The 19,867-nt window shown below is 66.6% G+C and carries 19 protein-coding genes; 5 read left to right on the forward strand and 14 right to left on the reverse strand.

The genetic code is table 11. From position 1 onward, the window contains the following. The first annotated feature begins 80 nt into the window (after nucleotides 1-80). Nucleotides 81-686, forward strand: a complete 606-nt coding sequence (locus AC07OX_RS13810; protein ID WP_495261264.1) for a hypothetical protein — start codon at nucleotides 81-83, stop codon at nucleotides 684-686. On the opposite strand, the gene creC is transcribed toward AC07OX_RS13810, so the two are convergent. Both creC and creB read right to left on the reverse strand, forming a co-directional pair. Beyond that, entirely contained in the window at nucleotides 680-2,122 is a 1,443-nt protein-coding gene (creC, locus tag AC07OX_RS13815) for a two-component system sensor histidine kinase CreC (RefSeq protein WP_062473809.1), read from the reverse strand. The genes AC07OX_RS13810 and creC overlap by 7 nt on opposite strands. Then, nucleotides 2,119-2,913 carry a two-component system response regulator CreB gene (creB, locus tag AC07OX_RS13820; protein WP_495261263.1) on the reverse strand — a complete coding sequence of 265 codons (795 nt, stop codon included), beginning with the start codon at nucleotides 2,911-2,913 and terminating at the stop codon, nucleotides 2,119-2,121. Before creB ends, creC begins: the two co-directional genes overlap by 4 nt. A gap of 569 nt (nucleotides 2,914-3,482) precedes the next feature. On the opposite strand from creB, the gene AC07OX_RS13825 reads away from it, so the two are divergent. After that, nucleotides 3,483-4,433: a YcjF family protein gene (locus AC07OX_RS13825; protein ID WP_369630755.1), complete on the forward strand. Its 951-nt coding sequence runs from the start codon at nucleotides 3,483-3,485 to the stop codon at nucleotides 4,431-4,433. Between the two features lie 112 nt (nucleotides 4,434-4,545). On the opposite strand, the gene cueR is transcribed toward AC07OX_RS13825, so the two are convergent. Together cueR and AC07OX_RS13835 are read right to left on the reverse strand one after the other, a co-directional pair. After that, nucleotides 4,546-4,965 carry a Cu(I)-responsive transcriptional regulator gene (gene cueR, locus AC07OX_RS13830; protein WP_492730047.1) on the reverse strand — a complete coding sequence of 140 codons (420 nt, stop codon included), beginning with the start codon at nucleotides 4,963-4,965 and terminating at the stop codon, nucleotides 4,546-4,548. Next, the gene (locus AC07OX_RS13835) at nucleotides 4,965-5,159 is read right to left on the reverse strand and encodes a heavy-metal-associated domain-containing protein (protein WP_062473802.1); all 195 of its coding nucleotides are present in this window, start codon (nucleotides 5,157-5,159) and stop codon (nucleotides 4,965-4,967) included. The genes cueR and AC07OX_RS13835 overlap by 1 nt, the downstream gene beginning before the upstream one ends. 161 nt (nucleotides 5,160-5,320) lie before the next feature. Between AC07OX_RS13835 and AC07OX_RS13840 the strand changes: the two genes are divergently transcribed. Beyond that, entirely contained in the window at nucleotides 5,321-7,582 is a 2,262-nt protein-coding gene (locus tag AC07OX_RS13840) for a heavy metal translocating P-type ATPase (protein ID WP_495261262.1), read from the forward strand. A gap of 12 nt (nucleotides 7,583-7,594) precedes the next feature. Here the strand turns inward: AC07OX_RS13840 and AC07OX_RS13845 are convergent, their stop codons facing one another. From AC07OX_RS13845 to AC07OX_RS13860, 4 genes are all read right to left on the reverse strand, one after another. Continuing rightward, entirely contained in the window at nucleotides 7,595-8,083 is a 489-nt protein-coding gene (locus AC07OX_RS13845) for a GNAT family N-acetyltransferase (RefSeq protein ID WP_493194845.1), read from the reverse strand. 99 nt (nucleotides 8,084-8,182) lie between these two features. Beyond that, nucleotides 8,183-9,475 carry a beta-ketoacyl-[acyl-carrier-protein] synthase family protein gene (locus tag AC07OX_RS13850; RefSeq protein ID WP_493194844.1) on the reverse strand — a complete coding sequence of 431 codons (1,293 nt, stop codon included), beginning with the start codon at nucleotides 9,473-9,475 and terminating at the stop codon, nucleotides 8,183-8,185. After that, a complete protein-coding gene (locus AC07OX_RS13855) occupies nucleotides 9,472-9,759 on the reverse strand; it encodes a phosphopantetheine-binding protein (RefSeq protein WP_307695346.1) in 288 nt (95 codons plus the stop codon). Before AC07OX_RS13855 ends, AC07OX_RS13850 begins: the two co-directional genes overlap by 4 nt. 17 nt (nucleotides 9,760-9,776) lie before the next feature. Beyond that, a complete protein-coding gene (locus AC07OX_RS13860; RefSeq protein ID WP_493194842.1) occupies nucleotides 9,777-10,658 on the reverse strand; it encodes an alpha/beta hydrolase in 882 nt (293 codons plus the stop codon). A 114-nt stretch (nucleotides 10,659-10,772) separates the two neighbouring features. Here AC07OX_RS13860 and AC07OX_RS13865 point away from each other — a divergent pair, with 114 nt between their 5' ends. After that, the gene (locus tag AC07OX_RS13865; RefSeq protein WP_056574813.1) at nucleotides 10,773-11,462 is read left to right on the forward strand and encodes a response regulator transcription factor; all 690 of its coding nucleotides are present in this window, start codon (nucleotides 10,773-10,775) and stop codon (nucleotides 11,460-11,462) included. Between the two features lie 8 nt (nucleotides 11,463-11,470). Then, entirely contained in the window at nucleotides 11,471-12,859 is a 1,389-nt protein-coding gene (locus AC07OX_RS13870) for a sensor histidine kinase (protein WP_492686791.1), read from the forward strand. A 4-nt stretch (nucleotides 12,860-12,863) separates the two neighbouring features. On the opposite strand, the gene AC07OX_RS13875 is transcribed toward AC07OX_RS13870, so the two are convergent. From AC07OX_RS13875 to AC07OX_RS13900, 6 genes are all read right to left on the reverse strand, one after another. After that, nucleotides 12,864-13,340 carry a GNAT family N-acetyltransferase gene (locus AC07OX_RS13875; protein ID WP_493194839.1) on the reverse strand — a complete coding sequence of 159 codons (477 nt, stop codon included), beginning with the start codon at nucleotides 13,338-13,340 and terminating at the stop codon, nucleotides 12,864-12,866. Then, a complete protein-coding gene (locus AC07OX_RS13880; RefSeq protein ID WP_495261261.1) occupies nucleotides 13,337-13,822 on the reverse strand; it encodes a RidA family protein in 486 nt (161 codons plus the stop codon). The genes AC07OX_RS13875 and AC07OX_RS13880 overlap by 4 nt, the downstream gene beginning before the upstream one ends. Before the next feature lie 119 nt (nucleotides 13,823-13,941). Then, nucleotides 13,942-14,190, reverse strand: coding sequence for a hypothetical protein (locus tag AC07OX_RS13885; RefSeq protein WP_062473785.1), 249 nt, complete (start codon nucleotides 14,188-14,190; stop codon nucleotides 13,942-13,944). Between the two features lie 60 nt (nucleotides 14,191-14,250). Then, nucleotides 14,251-15,408: a pentapeptide repeat-containing protein gene (locus tag AC07OX_RS13890; RefSeq protein WP_495261260.1), complete on the reverse strand. Its 1,158-nt coding sequence runs from the start codon at nucleotides 15,406-15,408 to the stop codon at nucleotides 14,251-14,253. A gap of 82 nt (nucleotides 15,409-15,490) precedes the next feature. Continuing rightward, a complete protein-coding gene (locus AC07OX_RS13895) occupies nucleotides 15,491-18,712 on the reverse strand; it encodes a metallophosphoesterase (RefSeq protein WP_495261259.1) in 3,222 nt (1,073 codons plus the stop codon). 38 nt (nucleotides 18,713-18,750) lie between these two features. Continuing rightward, on the reverse strand, nucleotides 18,751-19,863 hold the full coding sequence (locus AC07OX_RS13900; RefSeq protein WP_495261258.1) for a DUF4123 domain-containing protein: 1,113 nt from the start codon (nucleotides 19,861-19,863) through the stop codon (nucleotides 18,751-18,753). Nucleotides 19,864-19,867: the final 4 nt, after the last annotated feature.

Consider the following 19,867-nt stretch of genomic DNA (forward strand, 5'->3'; position numbering starts at 1 on the left):
GGGACGCGCGGTGCCTACACTCGGTGCCGCGGCCCCCGCTTTTTTTTGTCTCTTCTCTTTTCTCCCCTTTTCTCGCATCCATGGAAATCCTCACCCTGGTGGCCCTGATCGCCGCCGGCTTCTACATCCTCAAGTCCAAGGAACAGCGCCAGCGCATCGCGCTGCTCGGTCGCCATCTGGGCCGCTACCAGATCGAGAAGCTGATGGAGAGCCTGACCCAGGGCTACCTGCGCTGCCTCGGCGAAGACGACGCCGAGCGTCGCCAGCAGATCTGGCACCTGCTCGACACCACCGAGGAAAAGCTCGCGGGCCAGTTCGAGACCTTCGCCGCCGAGCTGGCGCGCGAACCCGAAGCCGACACGCGCGTGAGCCGGCTGCCGGTGGCCCTGCCGTTCGCCACCACGCTGTTCCCCGCCGCCAGCTTCGACCTGCGCGAGGCACTGCGCATTCATGCGCGCGGCATCGCGGGCGTGGCGAAAAATGCCGCCGGCCGCTCGCCGAAATCGAAGGCCTTCACGATGTCGGCCGAGCTGTTCCTGATGCAGCACACCTGCCACTGGTTCTGCAAATCGAAGGCGGTTGCGTCGGCACGCATGCTGGCGCGGCACCAGACGTCGTACGAGCAGTTGCTCGACGCCGTGAGCCCCGAGACGCGCGAGGCCTACCGCGCGCTCGTGGGTCAGTGATGGGTTGACAGCAGCGGCAGCGTGAGCGTCGCCACGGCGCCGCCGCGCGTCGCGTTGCCCAGGTCGATGCGGCCCCGGTGCAGGGTCGCGATTTCCTTCACGAACGCCAGGCCGAGCCCCGTGCTCTTCTTCTGGCTGTGCGGCCGGGCGAGCGAATAGAACTTCTCGAAGACTTTTTCCTGCGCGTAGTCCGGAATGCCCGGGCCGTGGTCGCGCACGTTGATGCGCGCCAGCCGCGAGGTGGTTTCCAGCGTCAGCAGCACCTCGCTGTCGGGCGGTGAAAAGTCGAGTGCGTTGTCGAGCAGATTGCTGATCGCGCGGCGCAGCAAAAACGGATCGCCCTCGACGCGCGCAGGCTCGCGGATGTTCACGATCAACCGGATGTTGCGTCGCGACGCGGCGGGTTGCGCGCTGGCGGCAATGTCTTCGATGAGCGGCCCCAGCGCCACCGGTTCGGTGCGGTCGAGCGTGCGCCGCGTCTCGAGCGCGGTGAGCTCCATCATGCGGTCGACGATTTCCTGGATGCGCTGGGTTTCGCGTTCGATGTTCTTCAGGAAACGCTCGCGCTGGTCGTGCGGCATCTGCGGTTCCTGCAGCAGCTCGGCCGCGCCGCGGATGGCCGAGAGCGGGCTCTTCACTTCGTGCGTGAAGGTCTGCACGTAGTCGGCCACGTAGTTGCGCCCGGTGAGCGCGTCACGCATTTCGCCGAAGCCGGTGCGCACCGCATCGACCGCGCGCCGCGCCATGCGCGACAGGCTCAGGCTGCGCTGCGCGCGCACCCAGGTCCAGTAGTCGCGGATCAGGCCGAAGGGCCGCACCAGCCAGACCGAGACGATCACGGTGAGCAACAGCAGCGCCAGCGCCGACCCCACGCCGACCCAGATGGTGCGCACGCGCGCGTCTTCGACGAACTGGCCGAAGCTCTGCACCGGCTTGCCGACGCTGACGACGCCGACGATCTCGTCGTTCCAGCGGATCGGTGCGCCGACGTACATCACCGAGGTGCGCGGGTCGCCGTCGACATCGCGCGAAGTGCGCGCGCCGTACAGGCCGCCGAGCGTGCGCTTCACGTCGCTCCACTGCGAGTAGTCGTTGCCCAGGTGGCGGCCGAGCGAATCGAACATCACGCGGCCGGTGCGGTCGGTGACGTACACGCGCAGCTCGACCCGGCTCTTGTGCAGGTTGTAGATCTGGGCCGAGAACTCACGCGTGTAGACGCTGCGAAAGAGCGGCTCCAGCCGCGCCGTGTTGATGGCGCCGGCGATCACGTCCTGCTCGACCAGGCTGGCCATGAGCTGCGAGGTCTCGACCAGCGATTCCTCGGCCGACTCGCGGTAGCGCGGGTCGATGTCGGAAACGACGCGGTACAGCAGGAAGGCGATGCCCGCCGTGTAGATCAGCAGGATGCCGATGAAGATCCGGGTCCGGCGCGTCATTCCCTGCTGGCGGGCAGATCTTCGTGCAGCGCGTAGCCGGTGCCGCGCAAGGTGCGGATCGGCTCCACCTCCGGCGCGATGGTCTTGAGCTTGGCGCGCAGCGTCTTGATGTGCGCGTCGACCGTGCGGTCGAAGCTGTCGCTGGCGTCGTCCCAGACCAGTTCGAGCAGTTCGTCGCGCGTGAACACGCGCCCCGGGCGCTGGACCATGAGTTTCAGCAGACCGTATTCGTAGCGCGAGAGTTCGAGCAGCCGTCCGTAGTACCGGATCTGCATGCGCTCGCTGTCGAGCGCAAAGGGGGTTGCGGGGGTCTGTGGCGCCGCTGGAGGCGGCGCCGGCGCGTTTTGATGGGGAGCCCCATGAATCGGCGCTGCGGCCGCTGGCGGGCTTCCTGGGCCGTTTCTGGCGCTGCGCCGCAGGATGGTGCGCACGCGAGCGACCAGCTCGCGGGGTGAAAACGGCTTGGCAATGTAGTCGTCCGCACCGAGTTCGAGGCCCACCACGCGGTCTATTTCGTCGCTGCGGGCCGTCAAAAACACCATCGGTACCTCCGGGCCGCCCATCGACTGGTTCAGCGCCTGGAGGCGTTTGAAGAGCTCGAAGCCGTTCAGGTCGGGCAATCCGATGTCCAGGATCGCGAGGGCGGGGCGCTCCTGCGCGAACTGCGCGATGGCTTCTTCGGCCGTGGCGCACCAGATCGGCTGGAAACCGTCGCTGCTCAAAACGTACTGGAGCGTGTCGGCGATGCCCGATTCGTCTTCGGCAATCAGGATCCGGGGTTTGAAGCTCATCCGGCGATGTTAGCGAGGGCCACGGACGACCCGTGCCCGGTTTTTCGCCCGAGGCGCCGGCGACCGGCGCGGCCTTTCGCGGCCTTTTTTTTCGGGCGCGGCTTTTCCTCTTCCTGTCTTCTTATTCTTCTTATTCAAATTAGTAGTAGTAGATAAGGGTCGCACCGGTCTGTGGAAAGGTCGCTTTTTCCTTGACGTGACAACGACTTGTCATGCCCGCGTCACTGTGCGCACCCGCGCTTCCGTGGTGTACCCGCAACTTGGACAACATGGGGTAACCCGCCGGCCCTGTGGATAACCGATGGCTTGTGCAAAAACTCTCCCCAGAGTTGTCCTTTGACAGCCTTCCGGAATTCTGCGAAAGACGGTTTTCGGGCCGAGAAATTCATTGCCTGTTAATTGAGCAGGCTGTAGATTTCCTTTGCAAATCAATGACTTGCAACGCCCCTACAGAGCAGTGCCGGGGTTATCCACAGAGTTGCCCCAGTTTTGTGGGGAGAACGCGTGGAGGAACCTTCGGGCGCCGGGCGGACCCAATCCGCTCCTTCACATGACGAAAAAACTCGAACATGACACCTTCTGAAACAAAAGCGATCGTCACCCTGAGCCTGCTGGCGGCGTTTGTCGACGGCGAGAAGCACGAACGCGAGCGCGCCGAGATCAAGCGCATCGCCGAGGGCCTGTCGCAGGCCGACGGCGTGAACCTGCCGACGATCTACCAGGACGTGCTGATGAAGCGGGTGTCGCTGGCCTCGGTGGCCGGCGAGCTGAAAAGCGCCGAGTCGCGCCAGCTGGCGTACGAGATGGCGGTGTGCATGTGCGACGCCGACGGCGTGCAGTCGGAGCCGGAGCGGCTCTTTTTGATGGACGTGCGCAGCTCGCTCGGCCTGGACGCCTCGGCGGCGCAGTTCTCGCAGCGGGCGGAAGACATTGCCGCCGCGGTGCCGGCGGCTGTGGCGGTAACGGCTGCAACCGCGGCGACCCCCGCGGCGCCGCAGGCGCCCGACAGCACCGAGCTCGACCGGGCGATCCTCAACGCCGCCATCCTCAACGGCGCGCTCGAGCTGCTGCCCGAGACGCTGTCGACCATGGCGATCATTCCGCTGCAGATGAAGCTGGTCTACCGCATCGGACAGGCGCACGGCTACCAGCTGGACACCGGCCACATCAAGGATTTCCTGGCCACCGTGGGCGTGGGCCTGACCTCGCAGTACCTGGAGCAGGCGGGGCGCAAGCTGCTCGGCGGCCTGCTGGGCAAGGTCGGCGGCGGTTTGCTGGGCGGTCTGGGCAAGCAGGCCGTGAGCTCGGGCATGAGCTTCGCGTCGACCTATGCGCTTGGCCACGTGGCCAAGCGCTACTACGCGGGCGGGCGCACGCTCTCCACGCAGATGCTGAAGGACGCGTTCTCCAACGTGGTGAAGGAAGGGCAGGGCCTGCAGACGCAGTACCTGCCGGCGATCCAGGAACGGGCGCGCACCCTCGACACGAGCCAGGTGCTGTCGCTCGTCAAGAACGCCTGACTTTTTCCAGAGATACCGTGGAACCGGCTTTGCCGGGCCACCGGTATCGCCCCCGGCGAGGGGGTTGGCGCAGCGACACGAAGTGCGCGAAGCCTGGGGGAGTCCCTGGACTCTAGACCTGGCTCAGGTCGTCGAGGATGGGGCAGTCGGGCCGCGCATCGCCGTGGCAGCAATGCACGAGGTGCGCGAGCGTGCTGCGCATCGACTGCATGTCGGCGATGCGCTGCTCCAGTTCACCCAGGTGCTTTTGCGCGATGCGTTTGACGCTCGAGCTGGCGCGGCGGCGGTTGTGCCACAGGCCGACCAGTTCGGCGATTTCCTCCATCGAGAACCCCAGATCGCGCGAGCGCTTGATGAAGCGCAGCGTGTGGATGTCGGCGTCGTTGTACTGGCGGTAGCCGCTCTCGGTGCGCGCCACCGCGGGCAGCAGGCCCAGGCCTTCGTAGTGGCGCACCATGCGCGCCGACACGCCCGACAGCCGCGCGGCCTCGCCGATGGCGACCTGGCGGCCGTGGGCGGAGCTCGCCGTCATCATTGAACGGTGTAGCCGGCGTTCTCGATCGCGACCACGATGTCCTGGCGCGGCTGCTGGCTCAACACGTCCACATGACCGGTTTCGAGATCGACCGTGACTTGCGCGTGCGGGTCGACCGTCTGCACCGCGTCCTGAACCGCCTCCACGCAGTGGTTGCAGCTCATGCCGGAGACCTGGAATTTCTGGCTCATCGTCGTTGCTCCTTGTCGGAATGAATGAAGGGTGGAAGGATTGAACACCCGAATCGGGGACAACGCCAGTTTCAACCCTCTCACGATGTCAACGTCCAGCCAAGGGCTTTGAAGCCGCCGCGCTTGACCTTGCCATGGTGTCAGGCTTTAGCCTCGGGACCATGGAACACATTCAGCCTCAACCTTCGGCGGCCGCCGCCACGCTGGACCTCTCGGTCGGCGGCATGACCTGCGCCTCGTGCGTGATGCGCGTGGAGCGCGCGCTCAAGAACGTGCCCGGCGTGCAGAACGTGAGCGTCAACCTCGCGACCGAGTCGGCCCGCATCGTGGCCACCGGCGGCGAGGACATGGCCCTGCTGCTGCGCCGCGCCGTGCGCGCCGCCGGCTACGAGCCGCGCGCCGAGAGCACCGCGCAGGACGAGGCCGCCGCGCTGTCGCCCTGGCACGGCTTCATGCCCGTGGCCGTCGGCCTGGCGCTGTCGATCCCGCTGATGGCGCCGATGCTCGGCGACCTGGTCGGCCAGAGCTGGATGCTGCCGCCCTGGGTGCAGCTGCTGCTCGCGACGCCGGTGCAGTTCTGGCTTGGCGCGCGTTTCTACCGCGCGGGCTGGCATGCGGCCAGGGCCCGCACCGGCAACATGGACCTGCTGGTGGCGCTGGGCACCAGCGCGGCCTTCGGCCTGTCGCTGTGGCTGTGGTGGCGCGCCGCCACCGGCGAGCACGCGGGGCACGGCATGGTGCCGCACCTGTACTTCGAAGCCTCGGCGGTGGTGATCACGCTGGTGCTGCTGGGCAAGTGGCTCGAGGCGCGCGCCAAGCGCCAGGCCACCTCGGCGATCCGCGCGCTGCAGCAGCTGCGGCCCGAAGTGGCGCACCTGATCAATGCACGCGGCAAGGAAAGCGACGTGCCGCTGGCCGAGGTGATGGTCGGCGACCGGCTCGCCGTGCGTCCCGGCGAACGCGTGCCGGCCGATGCGCGCGTGCTCGAAGGGCAGTCCGAGGTCGACGAATCGATGCTCACGGGCGAACCGCTGCCCGTGGCCAAGAGCCCCGGCGACTTGTTGACCGGCGGCGCCGTGAACGGCGACGGCCGCATGGTGATCGAGGTGCGCGCGGTCGGCGCCGAGAGCGTGCTGGCACGCATCATCCGGCTGGTCGAGGACGCGCAGGCCGCCAAGGCGCCGATCCAGCGCATGGTCGACCAGGTGGCGGCGGTGTTCGTGCCGGTGGTGCTGGTGATTGCGCTCGTCACCTTCGCGGGCTGGATGGTCGCGGGGGCCGGCGTCGAGATCGCACTGATCCATGCGGTGGCGGTGCTGGTCATCGCCTGTCCCTGTGCGCTGGGCCTGGCGACGCCGGTGGCGGTGATGGCGGGCACGGGCGTGGCCGCGAAGCACGGCATCCTCATCAAGGACGCGCGGGCTTTGGAAATTGCGCACCGCGTCGACACCGTGGCCTTCGACAAGACCGGCACGCTGACGGTGGGTCGCCCCGTGCTCACGGCGCTGCTGCCCGCGGCCGGTGCGCTGGCGAAGGAGAACGACCTGCTCGCCACGGCCGCCAGCCTGCAAGGCGGCAGCGAACATCCGCTCGCACGCGCCGTGTTGTCTGCCGCTGCCGAACGCGGCGTACAGGCGCCGCCGCTCGGTGCGATGCAGGCGATGCCGGGCCGCGGCGTGCGCGGTGAGGTGAACGGCGCGACCTGGGCCATCGCCAGCCTGCGCTGGTGCCGCGAACTCGACGCGATGCCGGCCGAAGCCGACATCGAACGCCTGCAGTCGCAGGGTGCCACGGTCTCCGCGCTGCTGCGCTTCGACGATGCCGGTTCCGCGCATGTGCAGGCGCTGCTGGCCTTCGCCGACGAGCCGAAGCCGCAAGCTGCCGAAGCGATCCGCACCTTGCGTGCGCGCGGCCTTCGCGTGGTGATGATCTCGGGCGACAACCTGCGCGCGGCGCAGGCGATGGCGGCCCGCCTGGGCATTCCGGCCGAGGATGTGCGCGCCGACGTGCTGCCGGCCGACAAGGCCGAACAGGTGAGCGCGCTGCGCAAGAACGGCCATGTGGTCGCGATGGTCGGCGACGGTGCGAACGACGCGCCCGCGCTCGCCGCGGCCGATGTGGGCATCGCGATGGCGCCGTCGGGCGGCGGCACCGACGTGGCGATGGAAGCGGCCGGCATCACGCTGATGCGCGGCGACCTCGCGCTCGTGGCCGAAGCGCTCGAGCTCTCAGGCCGCACGGTGGCGAAGATCCGGCAGAACCTGTTCTGGGCCTTCGCCTACAACGTGGCCGGCATCCCGCTCGCGGCCTTCGGTTTGCTGAGCCCGGTGGTGGCCGGCGCGGCGATGGCGCTGTCGAGCGTGAGCGTGATGGCGAATGCGCTGTTGCTGCGGCGCTGGAAGCCAAAGCACCCACAACATTGATCCGACAGCGGATCAGTCGAACAGCAGCGCCATCAGGTGCTCGTCGACGAAGTCCGCTTCACCGGCCCGGCGGTAGAACTGGCGCAGCGTGCCTTCCTGCACGAAGCCCAGCCGGGCATAGAAACGCAGGGCCGTGGCGTTGTCGCTCTCGGCCATCAGCTCGACGCGGCGAACGCCTTCGGCCTTCAGCCGCGCGAGCACGTCGGTCACCATGGTCTGCGCGATGCCGCGGCCGTGGAATGCGGGATCGACCGCGAGCGTGCCCAGGCTCGCCACATGCTGCGCGCGGCCCGGGTAGCGTGTGACGCGGTAGAAGCCGGCGACCTGGCCATCGACTTCGAAGATGAAGAAAGCACCGCTGTCGAGCAGGCCCTGGAAGATCGGGCGAAAGTCGTCGCGCGGCATCGGGTCGTAGCCCAGGTAGGGCACGACCCGCTCATGCATGTAGAGATCGAAGACGGCGTCGAAATCGGAGGGGGTGGCGAGGCGGTGCAGGGGCATGTCGCGCTTCTTCTATGAGGTCCGCAAGGATGGATGCGGCCGAGCATAGCCATGGCAAGGTGGTGCTGACAACCGCCCCGTTTTTTTCTCCCCCGAAGTTCAACCCTCCGGGAAGCGCCGGCTCGCCACGATCACCGCGTTGGTGCCGCCGAAGGCGAAGGAATTCGACAGCACATGGCGCAGCCCCCGCGCCTCGCGCGCCGCGCCGCGCACGAAGTCGACGTTGCCGAATGCGGCATCCGGCGTGTGCAGGTGGGCGATGGGCGGCAGGGTCTCGCGGGCCAGTGCGCGCAGTGCGGCCACGAGTTCGATGGCACCGCCGCCGCCCAGCACGTGGCCGTGGATCGCCTTGGTCGCGCTGACCGGTGCGGCGTCGCCGAACAGTTCGCCGATCGATGCGGCCTCGGCCGCATCGCCCGCGCTCGTCGCCGTGCCGTGGGCGTTGATGTGGCCGATGTCCGAGGGCACGAGCCCGGCGTCGCGCAGCGCGGCACGCATCGCGCGCACCTGGCCGGCCGGGTCAGGGTGGGTGATGTGCGTGCCGTCGCAATTGCTGGCGTAGCCGCTGAGCACGAACGGCTGCGCGCCGGCACCGCGTGCCCGCGCATGGGCTTCCGATTCGAGCACCAGCGCCGCCGCGCCCTCGCCGATGGCGAAGCCCGCGCGGTCGCCCGAGAACGGACGGCAGGCGGTGGCGGGCGCATCGGCCGGCGGCGGCGCCATGACGCGCATCGCGTGCCAGCTGGCCATCACGCCGGGCGTGAGCATGGCGTCGTGGCCGCCGACGATGGCGATGTCGATCCAGCCGCCGCGGATGGCGCGCATGGCTTCGCCGATGGCCACGGCCGATGAAGCACAGGCGCAGGCATAGGCCAGCGCCGCGCCGCGCGCGCCGAAGTGCAGCGCCAGTTCGGCGACCGCGGCGTTGGGCATCACGGTGAGCACGGTGGTGGGGCGCATGCGGCGCTGTTCGCCGTAGAGCGCGCGCGTGGTGGCGTCGAAGGTGCCGGCGCCGGCCAGGCCGCTGCCCCAGAAGACGCCGAGGCGGTCGCGGTCGAGGGCGTCGAGGTCCAGACCGGCATCGGCCGCAGCATCCTGCGCAGCGGCCAGGGCCATCGCGGTGCCGCGGTCCAGCGGCAGGCGCGAGGCGCTGCGCACGCCGCCGGCGTCGAAGTCGCAGGTGGCGGCGGCGATGGCCATCGGGTCCATGCCGGGAATCTCGAGGGTCTGCGCGCGCACCGCGGAGCGGCCGGCGAACAGCGCGTCGTCGAAGGCTTCGATGCTGCGTCCGAGCGGCGTGATGAAACCGAGCCCGCTCACGTGCACGGGCGCGGCGGCGGTGTGGGCCGTGGCGGTGGCCGCCAGCACGGCATGGGCGGCGCCGCTGCTCATGCGGCCGCTGCCATGGGTTCGGCGCGTGCGGCGGCGGCTTCGCCCTCGGCGTCGATCACCTCGCACAGCCGCTGCAGCGTGATGCCGGCTTCGCGCGGGTCGAGCCGGTCTTCGGGAATGCGCAGGTGGAAGGCGTCTTCCACCGCGAAGACGAACTCCATGAGCGCGAGCGAATCGAGACCGAGGTCCGACAGCGCGGTGGTCGGCGAGATGGCCGTGCGTGCGACGCGGAAGTCGGTCTCGAGGATGGTGGCGATGCTGTTGAAGGTGGGAGAGGAAGACATGAGGAGGTTCCTTTCTTTCAGGCGTGAAGAGCAAGTCCGCGGACGCGGAACACGGGTTCGGGCACCGGGCCGTGGGCCACGGTCTCGGCGAAGGCGAGGGTCTCGCGCACGACCTGCTGGCGGTCGTTGTCGATGCTGATCATGTGGTAGCTGTTGTTCAGGACCACGGTACGCAGCGAGGCGCAGCGCAGCCCGCGCACCAGCAGGTCGAGGTTGGACAGGCTGGCCACCTCATCCTCGCGCGCATGCAGCGCCAGCACCTGCTCGCACTGCACGTCGTTCAGGCGCCGCCGCACGTGGCGGATCAGCCGGTCGTGCTCGCGCAGGTGACCTACGCCGATCACCGCGCTGCCGGCGCGCGAGACCTGGCGATGCCGCAGCTCGCGCTCGATCCAGGTGCGCACGCGCTCGTTCTTCACACCGTAGGGCGGGCGCTCGCGGTACTGCCAGAGACGGCCCAGCGGCGTGTAGAAGGCCAGTGGCAGCAGGAAGCGCGTGCGCGGCACGGCCCAGCCGTCGAAGCGCAGCGTGGTCGACATGAGCACCAGCGCGTCCACCTCGCGCCCGCAGCGGATGGCGCCGCCCAGGGCCAGCGAGGCGCCGGCCGAGATGCCGACCAGCATCACGCGGTCGTGCGTGCGCCGCAGCGCCTTCACGTGCGCCTCGAGGGTGTCGAGCCAGCGTTCGAAAGGCACGGCCTGCTGCAGCGGCGCGGCGGTGTCGAACGAGTAGCCGGAGATGCACAGCGGCTGCACCGCATACCCGTGGCGCTGCAGGGTCGATTGCACGGTCAGCAGCTCGTCAGGCGTGCTGCATAAACCATGCAGCAGAACCACCGCGGTGCGCTGCACGGCGGGGGACACCAGGCTCAAGGGATCGGAGGGATCGCGTGCACTCATCGGAAGGTGTGTCGTATGCTCATGTCGCGTTTATCGCGGTGAGCGACTGACCGGCCGCTGACGCGTCCATCGCCAGGGCAGACCCACAAATCACCCACCACTCATTCACTCACCATGCGAATCCTGCTTGTGGAAGATGACACCGTGCTGCGCGACGTCATGCTGCGCAGCCTCGCCGACGCAGGCCACCGGGTCGACGTGTCGACCAACGTCGAAGATGCCGACCACCTGTGGCGCGTGCAGCCCTTCGACGCCGTGCTGCTCGACCTCAACCTGCCCGCCACCGCCAGCCCCACCAGCGGCCTGGCGAGCGGCCTCACGGCCTTGCGACAGGCGCGTGCGCGTGGCGACCGCACGCCGGTGCTCGTGCTCACGGCGCGCGGGCGCACCGAAGAGCGCATCGCCGGGCTCGACGCCGGCGCCGACGACTACCTGGGCAAGCCCTTCGACCTCGCCGAGGTGGAGGCGCGGCTGCGCGCGCTGGTGCGGCGCGCCAAGGGCACCGAAGACATCGTGGTGCTCGGCCAGCTCAAGCTCGACCGCAAGGCGCGGCGCTTCGCGGTCGCGAACGCACCGCTCGATCTGCCGGCGCGCGAGTTCGAGGTGCTGTGGGAACTCATGAGCCCGCCGGGCCGCACGGTGAGCAAGCGGGCGCTGTCGGACAAGCTCTCGGGCTTCGACGAATCGCTGGGCGACAACGCGCTCGAGGCCTTCATCTCGCGCCTGCGCAAGAAGCTGCTCGGCTCGGGCGCGGGCATCCGCACGCTGCGCGGCATCGGCTACCTGCTCGAAGCCGAGGTGTGAGGCCGCCCGTGAGCGAGGCCACCACCCCACCGGTCACGCGCACTGCACCTTCGCTCACGCGGCGCGTGCTGCGCAACGTGCTGGTGCCGCTGGCGCTGACCTGGATGGCCGGTGCGGTGATCGCACTCGTCATCGCCAACTATTTTTCGGAACAGGCCTTCGACCGCGGCATGCTCGACGACGCCTATGCGCTGTCGGCCAACGTGCAGGCCGGCGAACGCGGCATCGAGCTGCTGCTCACGCCGCGCGAGGTGGCGACCGTGCTGTTCGATCAGACCGACAAGGTCTATTTCTCGGTGCAGCGGCTCGACGGCACGCCCATCTCGGGCAGGGTCGACCTGAAGGCACCGCTGCCCGACGAAGGTTCGCGCTACCGTTTTTCCGACATCGACTACGACGGGAACGTGCTGCGTGCCGTGGTGCTCGATCACGACGCCGAACCCGGCCTGCACATGCCCTACCGCGTGATCGTGGCCCAGACCACGCTGAGCCGCGCCGCACTGGTGCAGCGGCTGCTGTTCTATGCCATGGCGCCGCAGGTGCTGCTGCTCGTGCTGCTGGCCGTGTGGCTCTGGCACGGCATCCGACGCGACCTGCGACCGCTCGGCGAACTGCAGCGTGCGCTCGACACCCGCGATGTGCGCGACCTCTCGCCGGTGACCGTGGCGCAGACCTCGAAAGAACTGCAGCGCCTGGGCGATGCCGTCAACGCACTGTTCGATCGCCTGCGCCACAGCGTGCGCGCGCAACGCGAGTTCGTGGGCAACGTGGCGCACGAACTGCGCACGCCCCTCGCAGGCATTCGCGCGCTGGCCGAGTACGGGCTTGCGCAGCACGACACCGAGGTGTGGCGCGAACAGCTCACGCGCGTGTCCGAACGGCAGGCGCGTGCGAGCCACCTGATCGACCAGCTGCTTGCGCTGGCATTGGCCGACGAGGCGCGCACCGACCTGCAGCGCACGCCCGTGTCGCTCGACATGCTGGCCGAGCAGACCGTGCTGCGCCACCTCGCGCGCGCCGATGCACGCGGCGTCGACCTGGGCGCGCGCGGCCTCGACGACGGCGTGACGGTGCTTGCGAACGAAGCGCTGGTGGAGGGCATCCTCGACAACCTGATCGACAACGCGTTGCGCTACGGCGGACGCACGATCACCGTCGAACTCGCGGGTCGCACGCTGAGCGTGATCGACGACGGACCCGGCATTCCGCTCGAGGCGCAGCGCGACCTCATGCAACGCTGGGCGCAAGGCCCCGCGGGCCAGAAGCTGGGGCAGGGCGCGGGGCTGGGGCTGTCGATCGTGGCGCGTTATGCCGAGTTGCTGGGGGCCGAGTTGCGGCTCGACGCCGCTGAGCCCACGGGCCTGCGCGTGAGCGTGACCTTTGGGGACGACGCCTGACAGTTCACGCGCTTGTCAGTGGCTTGCGCAGATAGACGCGCGTGCGCCCGTCGAGCGATTCGCGCCGGAACTCGACATAGCCGATGCGCTGGTAGAGCGCGAGGTTCTCGGTCATCTTCTCGTTCGTGAACAGGTAGATCGATGCGTGGCCCTGGCGCAGTGCCTCGCGCTCGGCCAGTTCGAGCAGCGCGCGGCCCGCGCCACTGCCCTGGTGGTCGGGGTGCACCGCGATCACGTCGATGAGAAAGCCCTCGTCAGTCACGTCGAGCAACAGCGCCGCACCGATCTGCGAACCCTTGCGCTCGGCCACCCACACCTGCAGATGGGCGATGGCCTGCGCGTAGTCGCGCGTCATCGGCCGCGGCGTGAGGCCCAGGCGCGCGATGTAGGTGCGGAAGGCTTCGACGGCGCACGCAGTGACGGCCGCCACGTCGGCGGCGGTGGCGCGGCGCAGGTGCCAGGGTGCTGCTTTGTCGCTCACGCGTCGAACTCGACCTCGCCCTCGATCTCCACCGGGATGCCGAAAGGCAGCTCCGCCATGCCCACGGCGCTGCGCGCATGGGCGCCGACCTCGGGACCGAAGAGTTCGAGGATCAGGTCGGAAAACCCGTTGATGACCGCCGGCTGCTGTTGAAAGCCGGGCGCCGAGGCCACCATGCCGAACACGCGCGTCCATGCGGTGATGCGGTCCAGGTCGCCGAGCGCGCGCTGCAGGCTGCCGAGCATCGCGAGGCCGGTGAGGCGCGCGGCGGTGTAGCCCTGCTCAACCGTCAGTTCGGCGCCGAGTTTGCCGAGCGGCGCAGCGATGCGGCCGTCGACCGTCAGCGGGCCGTGGCCCGAGACGATCGCGCGCCGGCCGATGAGGCGGACGAACTGGAAGGGGAGGATGACGCCGGGTGGTGGCGTGACGGGAGGGGGCAGCACGAGGCCGAGTGCTGCAAGCCGTTGTTCGATGCGGGCCATGGTCAGGATGCGTGCGGCAAATAACCAAGGGTACGCGCGGCGTGCTGCAAAGGCAATTTGGTCGTCTTGCGGCTCACAGTGGGTAAGACGCTGCCGTGGGTGCGGTCACGAAGCACCGGCTATCGAGTGCCCATCCAGTTGCTGCCGAGCGACAGGTCCTTGCTGAAGATCAGGAGGGTGCCCCAAAGAAGAAAAGAGGCACAAAGCAGGCAGATGATGAAGATCAGAGCGCCTGCGAAGCTCGCAAATCCTGCCTTGTCTCGTGCCATCTTGAACCCGAGCACGATGCCACCCACTAGCAACCCAAGAAGAAGCCATGGGATGCCGCATAGAAGAAGGAAAAATGGATCTGCAAAGCAGCCAGTCATGTCGGTTCGATGTGGCAGCCGTCGAGCTTGCACATGCCTATTTTTTTGGCGTGGGGCGGTTCATTGCGGCAGCTTGATGTTGGAGCCGTCGAGCTTGAGACCGCTCAGCTTCTTCAGGTCGGTGCCACCGGTTTTCTTGAATTCATGGACCTGGGTGTTGGACAGGTCCAGGGTCAAGGCAAAGGCGGCCGAGCTCAGTTCCAGCTTGCCGATGCGGGCATCGTTCAAGCGCACGGAGTTCGCTTCGAATTCCTCCAGAAGCAGATGCGCCGCATGGGCGTACTGCAGGTCAAGCCGGGTGAACTTGCTCTTACGAAAAAAAAGGGACTCGGTATGTGGGCCGCCGCCGATGTCCACGAGGATGTTGTCGCCAAGGATGGAGGTGTTCTCGATCAGCACCTCCTGGGCGTCATTGCTGGCGAGGCTGAAAGCGAACTTTTCGCCTGATGCGGGAGGCGTGAACTGGCTATCTCGCACGGCGAGGCGTTTGGCGCCTTTGACTATCGCCTCGACGGTCCCGCCACGCACTCGCTCCATCGAGAGTCCCTCCTTGATAGTGGCGCCGGTCAAGTCGAGCGTGTCGATGACGGTGTCACGGATGGTGAGAGATTGGATTGAACTCGCGACCATATTGAAGGTGCCGCGCAACTTGCTGCGTTCTATCAAAACCGGCGCATGCACATTGGCCACCTCTCTAGGGTCATGCTTGCTCGAAACGGCTTCGAATTCACAGTCCCGAATCATCAACTTGGTGAGTCCGCTCAAGTCAAACCATTTGCCCTTGCATCTCACGAACTCTGCTTCTCCATAGCCGCCCACTGCACCCCAGTGATTGCGGTTGCTGTCCGTACCGACGAAACTGCATCCATCGAACACTAGGCGCTTGCTGTCCGAGTAGCCCATCACATAGGTTTCTCCGCCAAAGGCACAGCGATGAAGGGTCACGTCCACCATGTCGCCAAAACCGTGGATGCCGACAAACTTGCAGTTCTCGAAAGTGCTCTTCTCGAGTCGATCGAGCTTGATTTCATAGGCACCCGCAAAGTCGCAGTTCACGAATTTCACATGGCGCCACACCAGTCCTTGAAGATTGAGTCCACTGAACTCCGCGCCTTCGATGGTCAGCAGCGTATCGCCCGTTTCACGAATGCGTAGAGCCGGATCCTGCAGATAGCGGTAGATCCTGCTGAAATTCTTGATGTTGGGTTTGCTGCTCATGGAGCATCCGGTCAAAGGGAAGAAAAGGGAGGCTGCGGTCAAGCCGAAGGTAGAGAGGAAGTCGCGTCGTTGCATGGGCTATCTATCGCACGGGGTCCTTGTTGACCCAGATGGCGGACTTCTTGTCGACATATCCTTTGCTCAGGAAGTTATCGGACAAGAAATCCCAATCCGGTACTTCCCCACGCTCTCCCAACGGTCGTCCAAAGTGCCACACCGCGTTCTTCGGACGCGCCGGGTCCGACTTGTCCAGGCTGAACCCGCCCATGTTCACATTGCCGTCGATGAGTGCGATGTCCAGAGGAAGCACCCACGGGTCTGCATGGAGCACGTCTTTGCCCCAGTTTTCGCCCGCGTCGGTCAGGCTGGGTTCTTTCAACGTCACTTCACAGAAGGCCTGAACCAGTCGCTGACGGAGCGTCACGTACTCGGTGTTGGGATAGTTCTCGACCACTGATCGGGGACTCCACGCCATTGCCAGGGCACCGTTGGAACTCACAGTCTTGGAGCTCATCATCGACAACAGCATTGCCGTGTCTTCATCCTTGAAGCTCAGTGTGGTGCCGTTCAAGGTGGGCGCGATGGGATGCCAGGTCTTGGTTTCGCCGCGCGAACCATCGGGACGCTTTGGATTGTTCTTCTCGAACACCCACAACTTCACTTCTGTCACACACCCCAGCTTGCGCACTTGCTCGCTCAAGACCAGTTCCAGCTGACCGCTCTTGCCGAAGTACCCAGGCTTGAAGCGCAATGGCACACGGATGTTGCCTTTCTTGGGCAAGCCGCTCATGGCGTGCAGGTAGTCGAGTGCCACCGCCAACCGCGGCTTTTCATTGAAGCCCTTGCCCTGGAACTTGCTCTGGACATGACACCGATCGGTCTTCACCTGCCGGATCTCGCCCGTCGTGGGATCGAGCGCGGTCCCCGCGGGCGGGCGGCCGGTCCAGGCGCTGAGTTCGCCGTCCAGGTTTTGGTAGCCGATGGGCCCGCCACAACTGGAGACGATCAGCGCCGTCACGGTGTTCGGTTTGACTGTTTGCGTGTTGTGGATGCCCGGGTCCTTGGCTTCTCGCACCTCGACGCGCCAGCCATCTGACGCATAGATGCCACGGGGGTCCCAACCGAGCTTGTAGACGCCCGAGCGATGGCTGTGGCCCGACAGGTGCCAATCCACCTTGGGGCGGCTGGGGCTGGTCTTTGCCTGATCCATCGGCTGAACGTATTGGGCCAGGTAGGTGGCCTGGTTCTTTTCGCAAGTGCCCACGTTGACGTGGTTCAGCGCAGCCTTCATGCCCCAGACACCGGTGGCGCCATCGCGGGGGTGGAAGAAGACCCGTTCCTTCTTCTTGGCGACGTTGCTGTAGGGCTCGGGCTCGTCGAAGCTCACGATGGTGAAGTGCGTGGCAACGGTGAGGGTGCTCTTGCTCGCGGCCTTGTAGCTTCGAGCCTGTGTCAGTAGCTTCAGCTGGTCATGGCTGAAGGACTCGGTGGCACGTGGGAGTATTCCCGACCCTTGGCGGTCTACCCCCGCCTCTGCAACGCCCAGCAAGTTCTTGAAGTTCTCGTCGATGCCCCAGCCCAGCGCGGCAATCACCTGTCCGGCTTTGGCGCCCGGCTTGTCGGTGCTGTCCGCGCCGTAGGCATACACCACGTCCGCGAGCGGCGTGAACAACGCATAGAACCAGTCGAACTGGCCGCCGTCGAAGTTGTAGCCCGTCAATGCATGGCCGTAGGTGGGTCCATAGGCGAGGCACGCCTCGTAGATGGTCATGTTGTGGTCGCGGCTCATGCCTTCATTGGCTTTGCCGCGCGTCCACGCGCTGGCGGCCTCGAACTGGGCGCGATGGCGCTCCACGGCATCGGGCTGCGCGAGGGCTCGCTGCGCCCGCCGCGCCTCGGCCGGGACATTGCCGTCGGGCCAGGACGTGCGGGCGTTCTCTTCCATGCGTTTGCGTGCATCGCGGCTGTTGGGCGTCGCGGTCTCGAGCACGCCGAGCATGAACGCCCAGTTGTGCTGATCGCCAGCCTCCACGCGCGCGCTGATGCCGTAGGGCACCTGGTAGGCCTCGTGGTTGCCGCTGGTCATGATGATGGGCAACTGGTACGCAGGGTTGCGGTACATCTCACGCACCAGGCTGAAGACCATCATGTCGTCCAGGCCCCTCGGATAGAGGCGGCGGCCTTTTTCCTTGTCGAAAACGTTGCCCAGCAGGTTGAAGGCTTTCCACTGCTCGCCGATCCTGCCCGGGCCGCCGGGTTCGGCCATGGGATTGAAGTTGCGGTTGTAGTCGATCAGGTCTCCCGTGAGCAGCACGGCGTCGACCTGGTCGTTGCCCGTGGCCATCGTCTCGAACAGCTTCTTGAGGGCCTCGAAGCTGTTGCAGACCTTGCTGCCGACGGGGCGGTTCCAGGCGGCTTTCTCTTCATCGGCTTCTTCGAGCACTTTGGCATCGCTGCGGCCCATGGCGTTCTGACGCACGTTGATATGAACGTCGGAGAGATGCCCCAGCTTGAGGCGCGGTTTGGTCATGCGCTTGACGGGGTGCCAGCTCTTGAGGAGGGTGTCCAGCTCGGGTTTCTGGCCGGGCTTGCTCCAGCTGAACGGGACATCGGGTGGCGGCATGGCGAATTCGTGGAGCTTGTCGAAGTGCCAGGGATCGCGTGCGGCCTGCTGTTGCAGGAAGCGTGTGATGGCAAGGTCCTGGGCCTCGGCGTACTTGACGCCCTTGAAGGCTTCGAGCTTCCTGTCTTCGGTGCTCAGCCGGGTCATCCAGGCAAGGCTTTTCATGGCGCCGGGCTTCTGCAGATCGGCGAAGGGCGGGGCCGACAAATCGATCTCGATCTCGTAGACGTCCTGCACCTTGGTGTAGATCCGGGCCGCTGCGGGGGCGATGGTGGCGAAGGGGCGGCCGTGCCGATCGCTGACGAGTGCCCCAGGTCCGAAAGAGCCGACGAGCCAGGCCTTGATGCAAGGCTTGGCGGCAGCACATGCCGTGCCATCCTCGAAAAGGGTGCCGGTTTGTGTCGATCCGTCGGCTTGCTCAGCCTCCTGTTTGCGTGCGAGGTCGACCACCCGCAGATGCTGGTCGACCAGCCTGTACATCTCGACGGCCTCGCCGGTCGGGACGGCTGCCTTGGCCTTGCCACGCATGCTCGAAGGCGCGGCGATGAAGATGCTGGCCTTGACCTGGCCGGGGGCCAGCAGCAACGGCGTGCCCAGGCTGGGGAACAGGATGATGGCTTCTTCTTCGAGCACCGGTGTTTCGGAGCAGTCGCAGACGCCGGGCTTGGCTTGATAGGGCATGGCGGATCGATTCGGGGCGAGTGGGTGAGATGCCCGCGTCAGACGGCGGGCGACGCCGCTGGAAACAGGGTGGCAAAGGCGTGGGCTGCATCGGAAGCAGCACGTCGTGCATGCAATGGCGCCAGAAAGCGATAAGTCCACTGGGCCCACGTGTGGGAGGCGGCATTCCGTTGTTGTCGCCACCACTCGGCCGGCTGCGCTTCGAACACGTGGGCGAGCGTGCGCCCTGCACTTCGCGCGTCGGCAAGGTCTTCTGAAAGGCCGGGCAGGCGCGACAGTTCGGGGTGCAGGCTCAGCGACTGCTGCAGCAACGTGATCCCGTCCTCGAAATCGGTCAGGCCGAGTTGCTGCACGGCTTGCCGCTGATCGAGGGCGATCCACCGCTGCAAGGCAGGGGCGATGTGCTGGAATGCCTGCGACCCGAAACGCTCGTGCACATGGGCCAGGAGCGCATCGGCCCGGTTGAGTGGAGCCATGGCGAGCAGCAGGTCCTTGTCCAGTCGCATGGGCTCGGTGCGTGCGGCACCTTGTGGTGTGTGTGGCTTGCTGCACCGAAGACCCTGCGGATGGAATTCAGCGTTCCATCCTGCCCAGGTGAAAGCGCTCAGGAAGTCTTGCCGAACTTCGTCGGGCCAGCAGGTCACCATGTCGAAGCCGATGCGCGGATCGAACCAGCGGAGTATTGCGCCGACGGCCTCGTCGTCATCGAGGCCAGGGTCCGGGGGTATCACGGCGTCGAGCCAAGTGCGAAGGTGTGTGGCCAGCGTGATCGACCGCAATGGCGAAGCCACGAGACTGAGGGCATGCGCGGCACCTGCGCCACGTGCGAGGTCGTGCAGCCATGGCGCTGCGTCCGCTGCATCGGGCATGGATGGCAGTTCGACCAGCCAAGGGCCGACACCGGCCGCAGCGGCTTCCTGCGTGTGAAGGAATAAAGGGGTTGCATCGAGTGGGTATCGCGCCCCCAGACGCGCCACCCATCCGTCTTCCTGCCTGTCTTCTTCGACCCCCCCGCATCGGCCGGCGTCCACCAACGCGTGACAACGTTGACCGTTCTGGCGCGAGAGGCGGGCGAAAGTACCGATGTCTTGTGCGATGGTTTGCGAGATCTCATGCTCGACCGCCTCACGCTCGTACGCTTGAATTGCCATCGGT

Source organism: Variovorax sp. GW821-FHT09D07, from assembly GCF_059416345.1.

Bases quoted from the DNA above. Each gene is read 5' to 3' on its own strand.
- creC (WP_062473809.1), bottom strand. From the start codon at position 2,122: ATGACGCGCCGGACCCGGATCTTCATCGGCATCCTGCTGATCTACACG.
- AC07OX_RS13895 (WP_495261259.1), bottom strand. From the start codon at position 18,712: ATGCCCTATCAAGCCAAGCCCGGCGTCTGCGACTGCTCCGAAACACCG.
- AC07OX_RS13810 (WP_495261264.1), top strand. From the start codon at position 81: ATGGAAATCCTCACCCTGGTGGCCCTGATCGCCGCCGGCTTCTACATC.
- AC07OX_RS13845 (WP_493194845.1), bottom strand. From the start codon at position 8,083: ATGCCCCTGCACCGCCTCGCCACCCCCTCCGATTTCGACGCCGTCTTC.
- AC07OX_RS13825 (WP_369630755.1), top strand. From the start codon at position 3,483: ATGACACCTTCTGAAACAAAAGCGATCGTCACCCTGAGCCTGCTGGCG.
- AC07OX_RS13880 (WP_495261261.1), bottom strand. From the start codon at position 13,822: ATGGCCCGCATCGAACAACGGCTTGCAGCACTCGGCCTCGTGCTGCCC.
- AC07OX_RS13865 (WP_056574813.1), top strand. From the start codon at position 10,773: ATGCGAATCCTGCTTGTGGAAGATGACACCGTGCTGCGCGACGTCATG.
- cueR (WP_492730047.1), bottom strand. From the start codon at position 4,965: ATGACGGCGAGCTCCGCCCACGGCCGCCAGGTCGCCATCGGCGAGGCC.
- AC07OX_RS13900 (WP_495261258.1), bottom strand. From the start codon at position 19,863: ATGGCAATTCAAGCGTACGAGCGTGAGGCGGTCGAGCATGAGATCTCG.
- AC07OX_RS13835 (WP_062473802.1), bottom strand. From the start codon at position 5,159: ATGAGCCAGAAATTCCAGGTCTCCGGCATGAGCTGCAACCACTGCGTG.
- AC07OX_RS13855 (WP_307695346.1), bottom strand. From the start codon at position 9,759: ATGTCTTCCTCTCCCACCTTCAACAGCATCGCCACCATCCTCGAGACC.
- AC07OX_RS13890 (WP_495261260.1), bottom strand. From the start codon at position 15,408: ATGAGCAGCAAACCCAACATCAAGAATTTCAGCAGGATCTACCGCTAT.
- creB (WP_495261263.1), bottom strand. From the start codon at position 2,913: ATGAGCTTCAAACCCCGGATCCTGATTGCCGAAGACGAATCGGGCATC.
- AC07OX_RS13840 (WP_495261262.1), top strand. From the start codon at position 5,321: ATGGAACACATTCAGCCTCAACCTTCGGCGGCCGCCGCCACGCTGGAC.
- AC07OX_RS13860 (WP_493194842.1), bottom strand. From the start codon at position 10,658: ATGAGTGCACGCGATCCCTCCGATCCCTTGAGCCTGGTGTCCCCCGCC.
- AC07OX_RS13885 (WP_062473785.1), bottom strand. From the start codon at position 14,190: ATGACTGGCTGCTTTGCAGATCCATTTTTCCTTCTTCTATGCGGCATC.
- AC07OX_RS13850 (WP_493194844.1), bottom strand. From the start codon at position 9,475: ATGAGCAGCGGCGCCGCCCATGCCGTGCTGGCGGCCACCGCCACGGCC.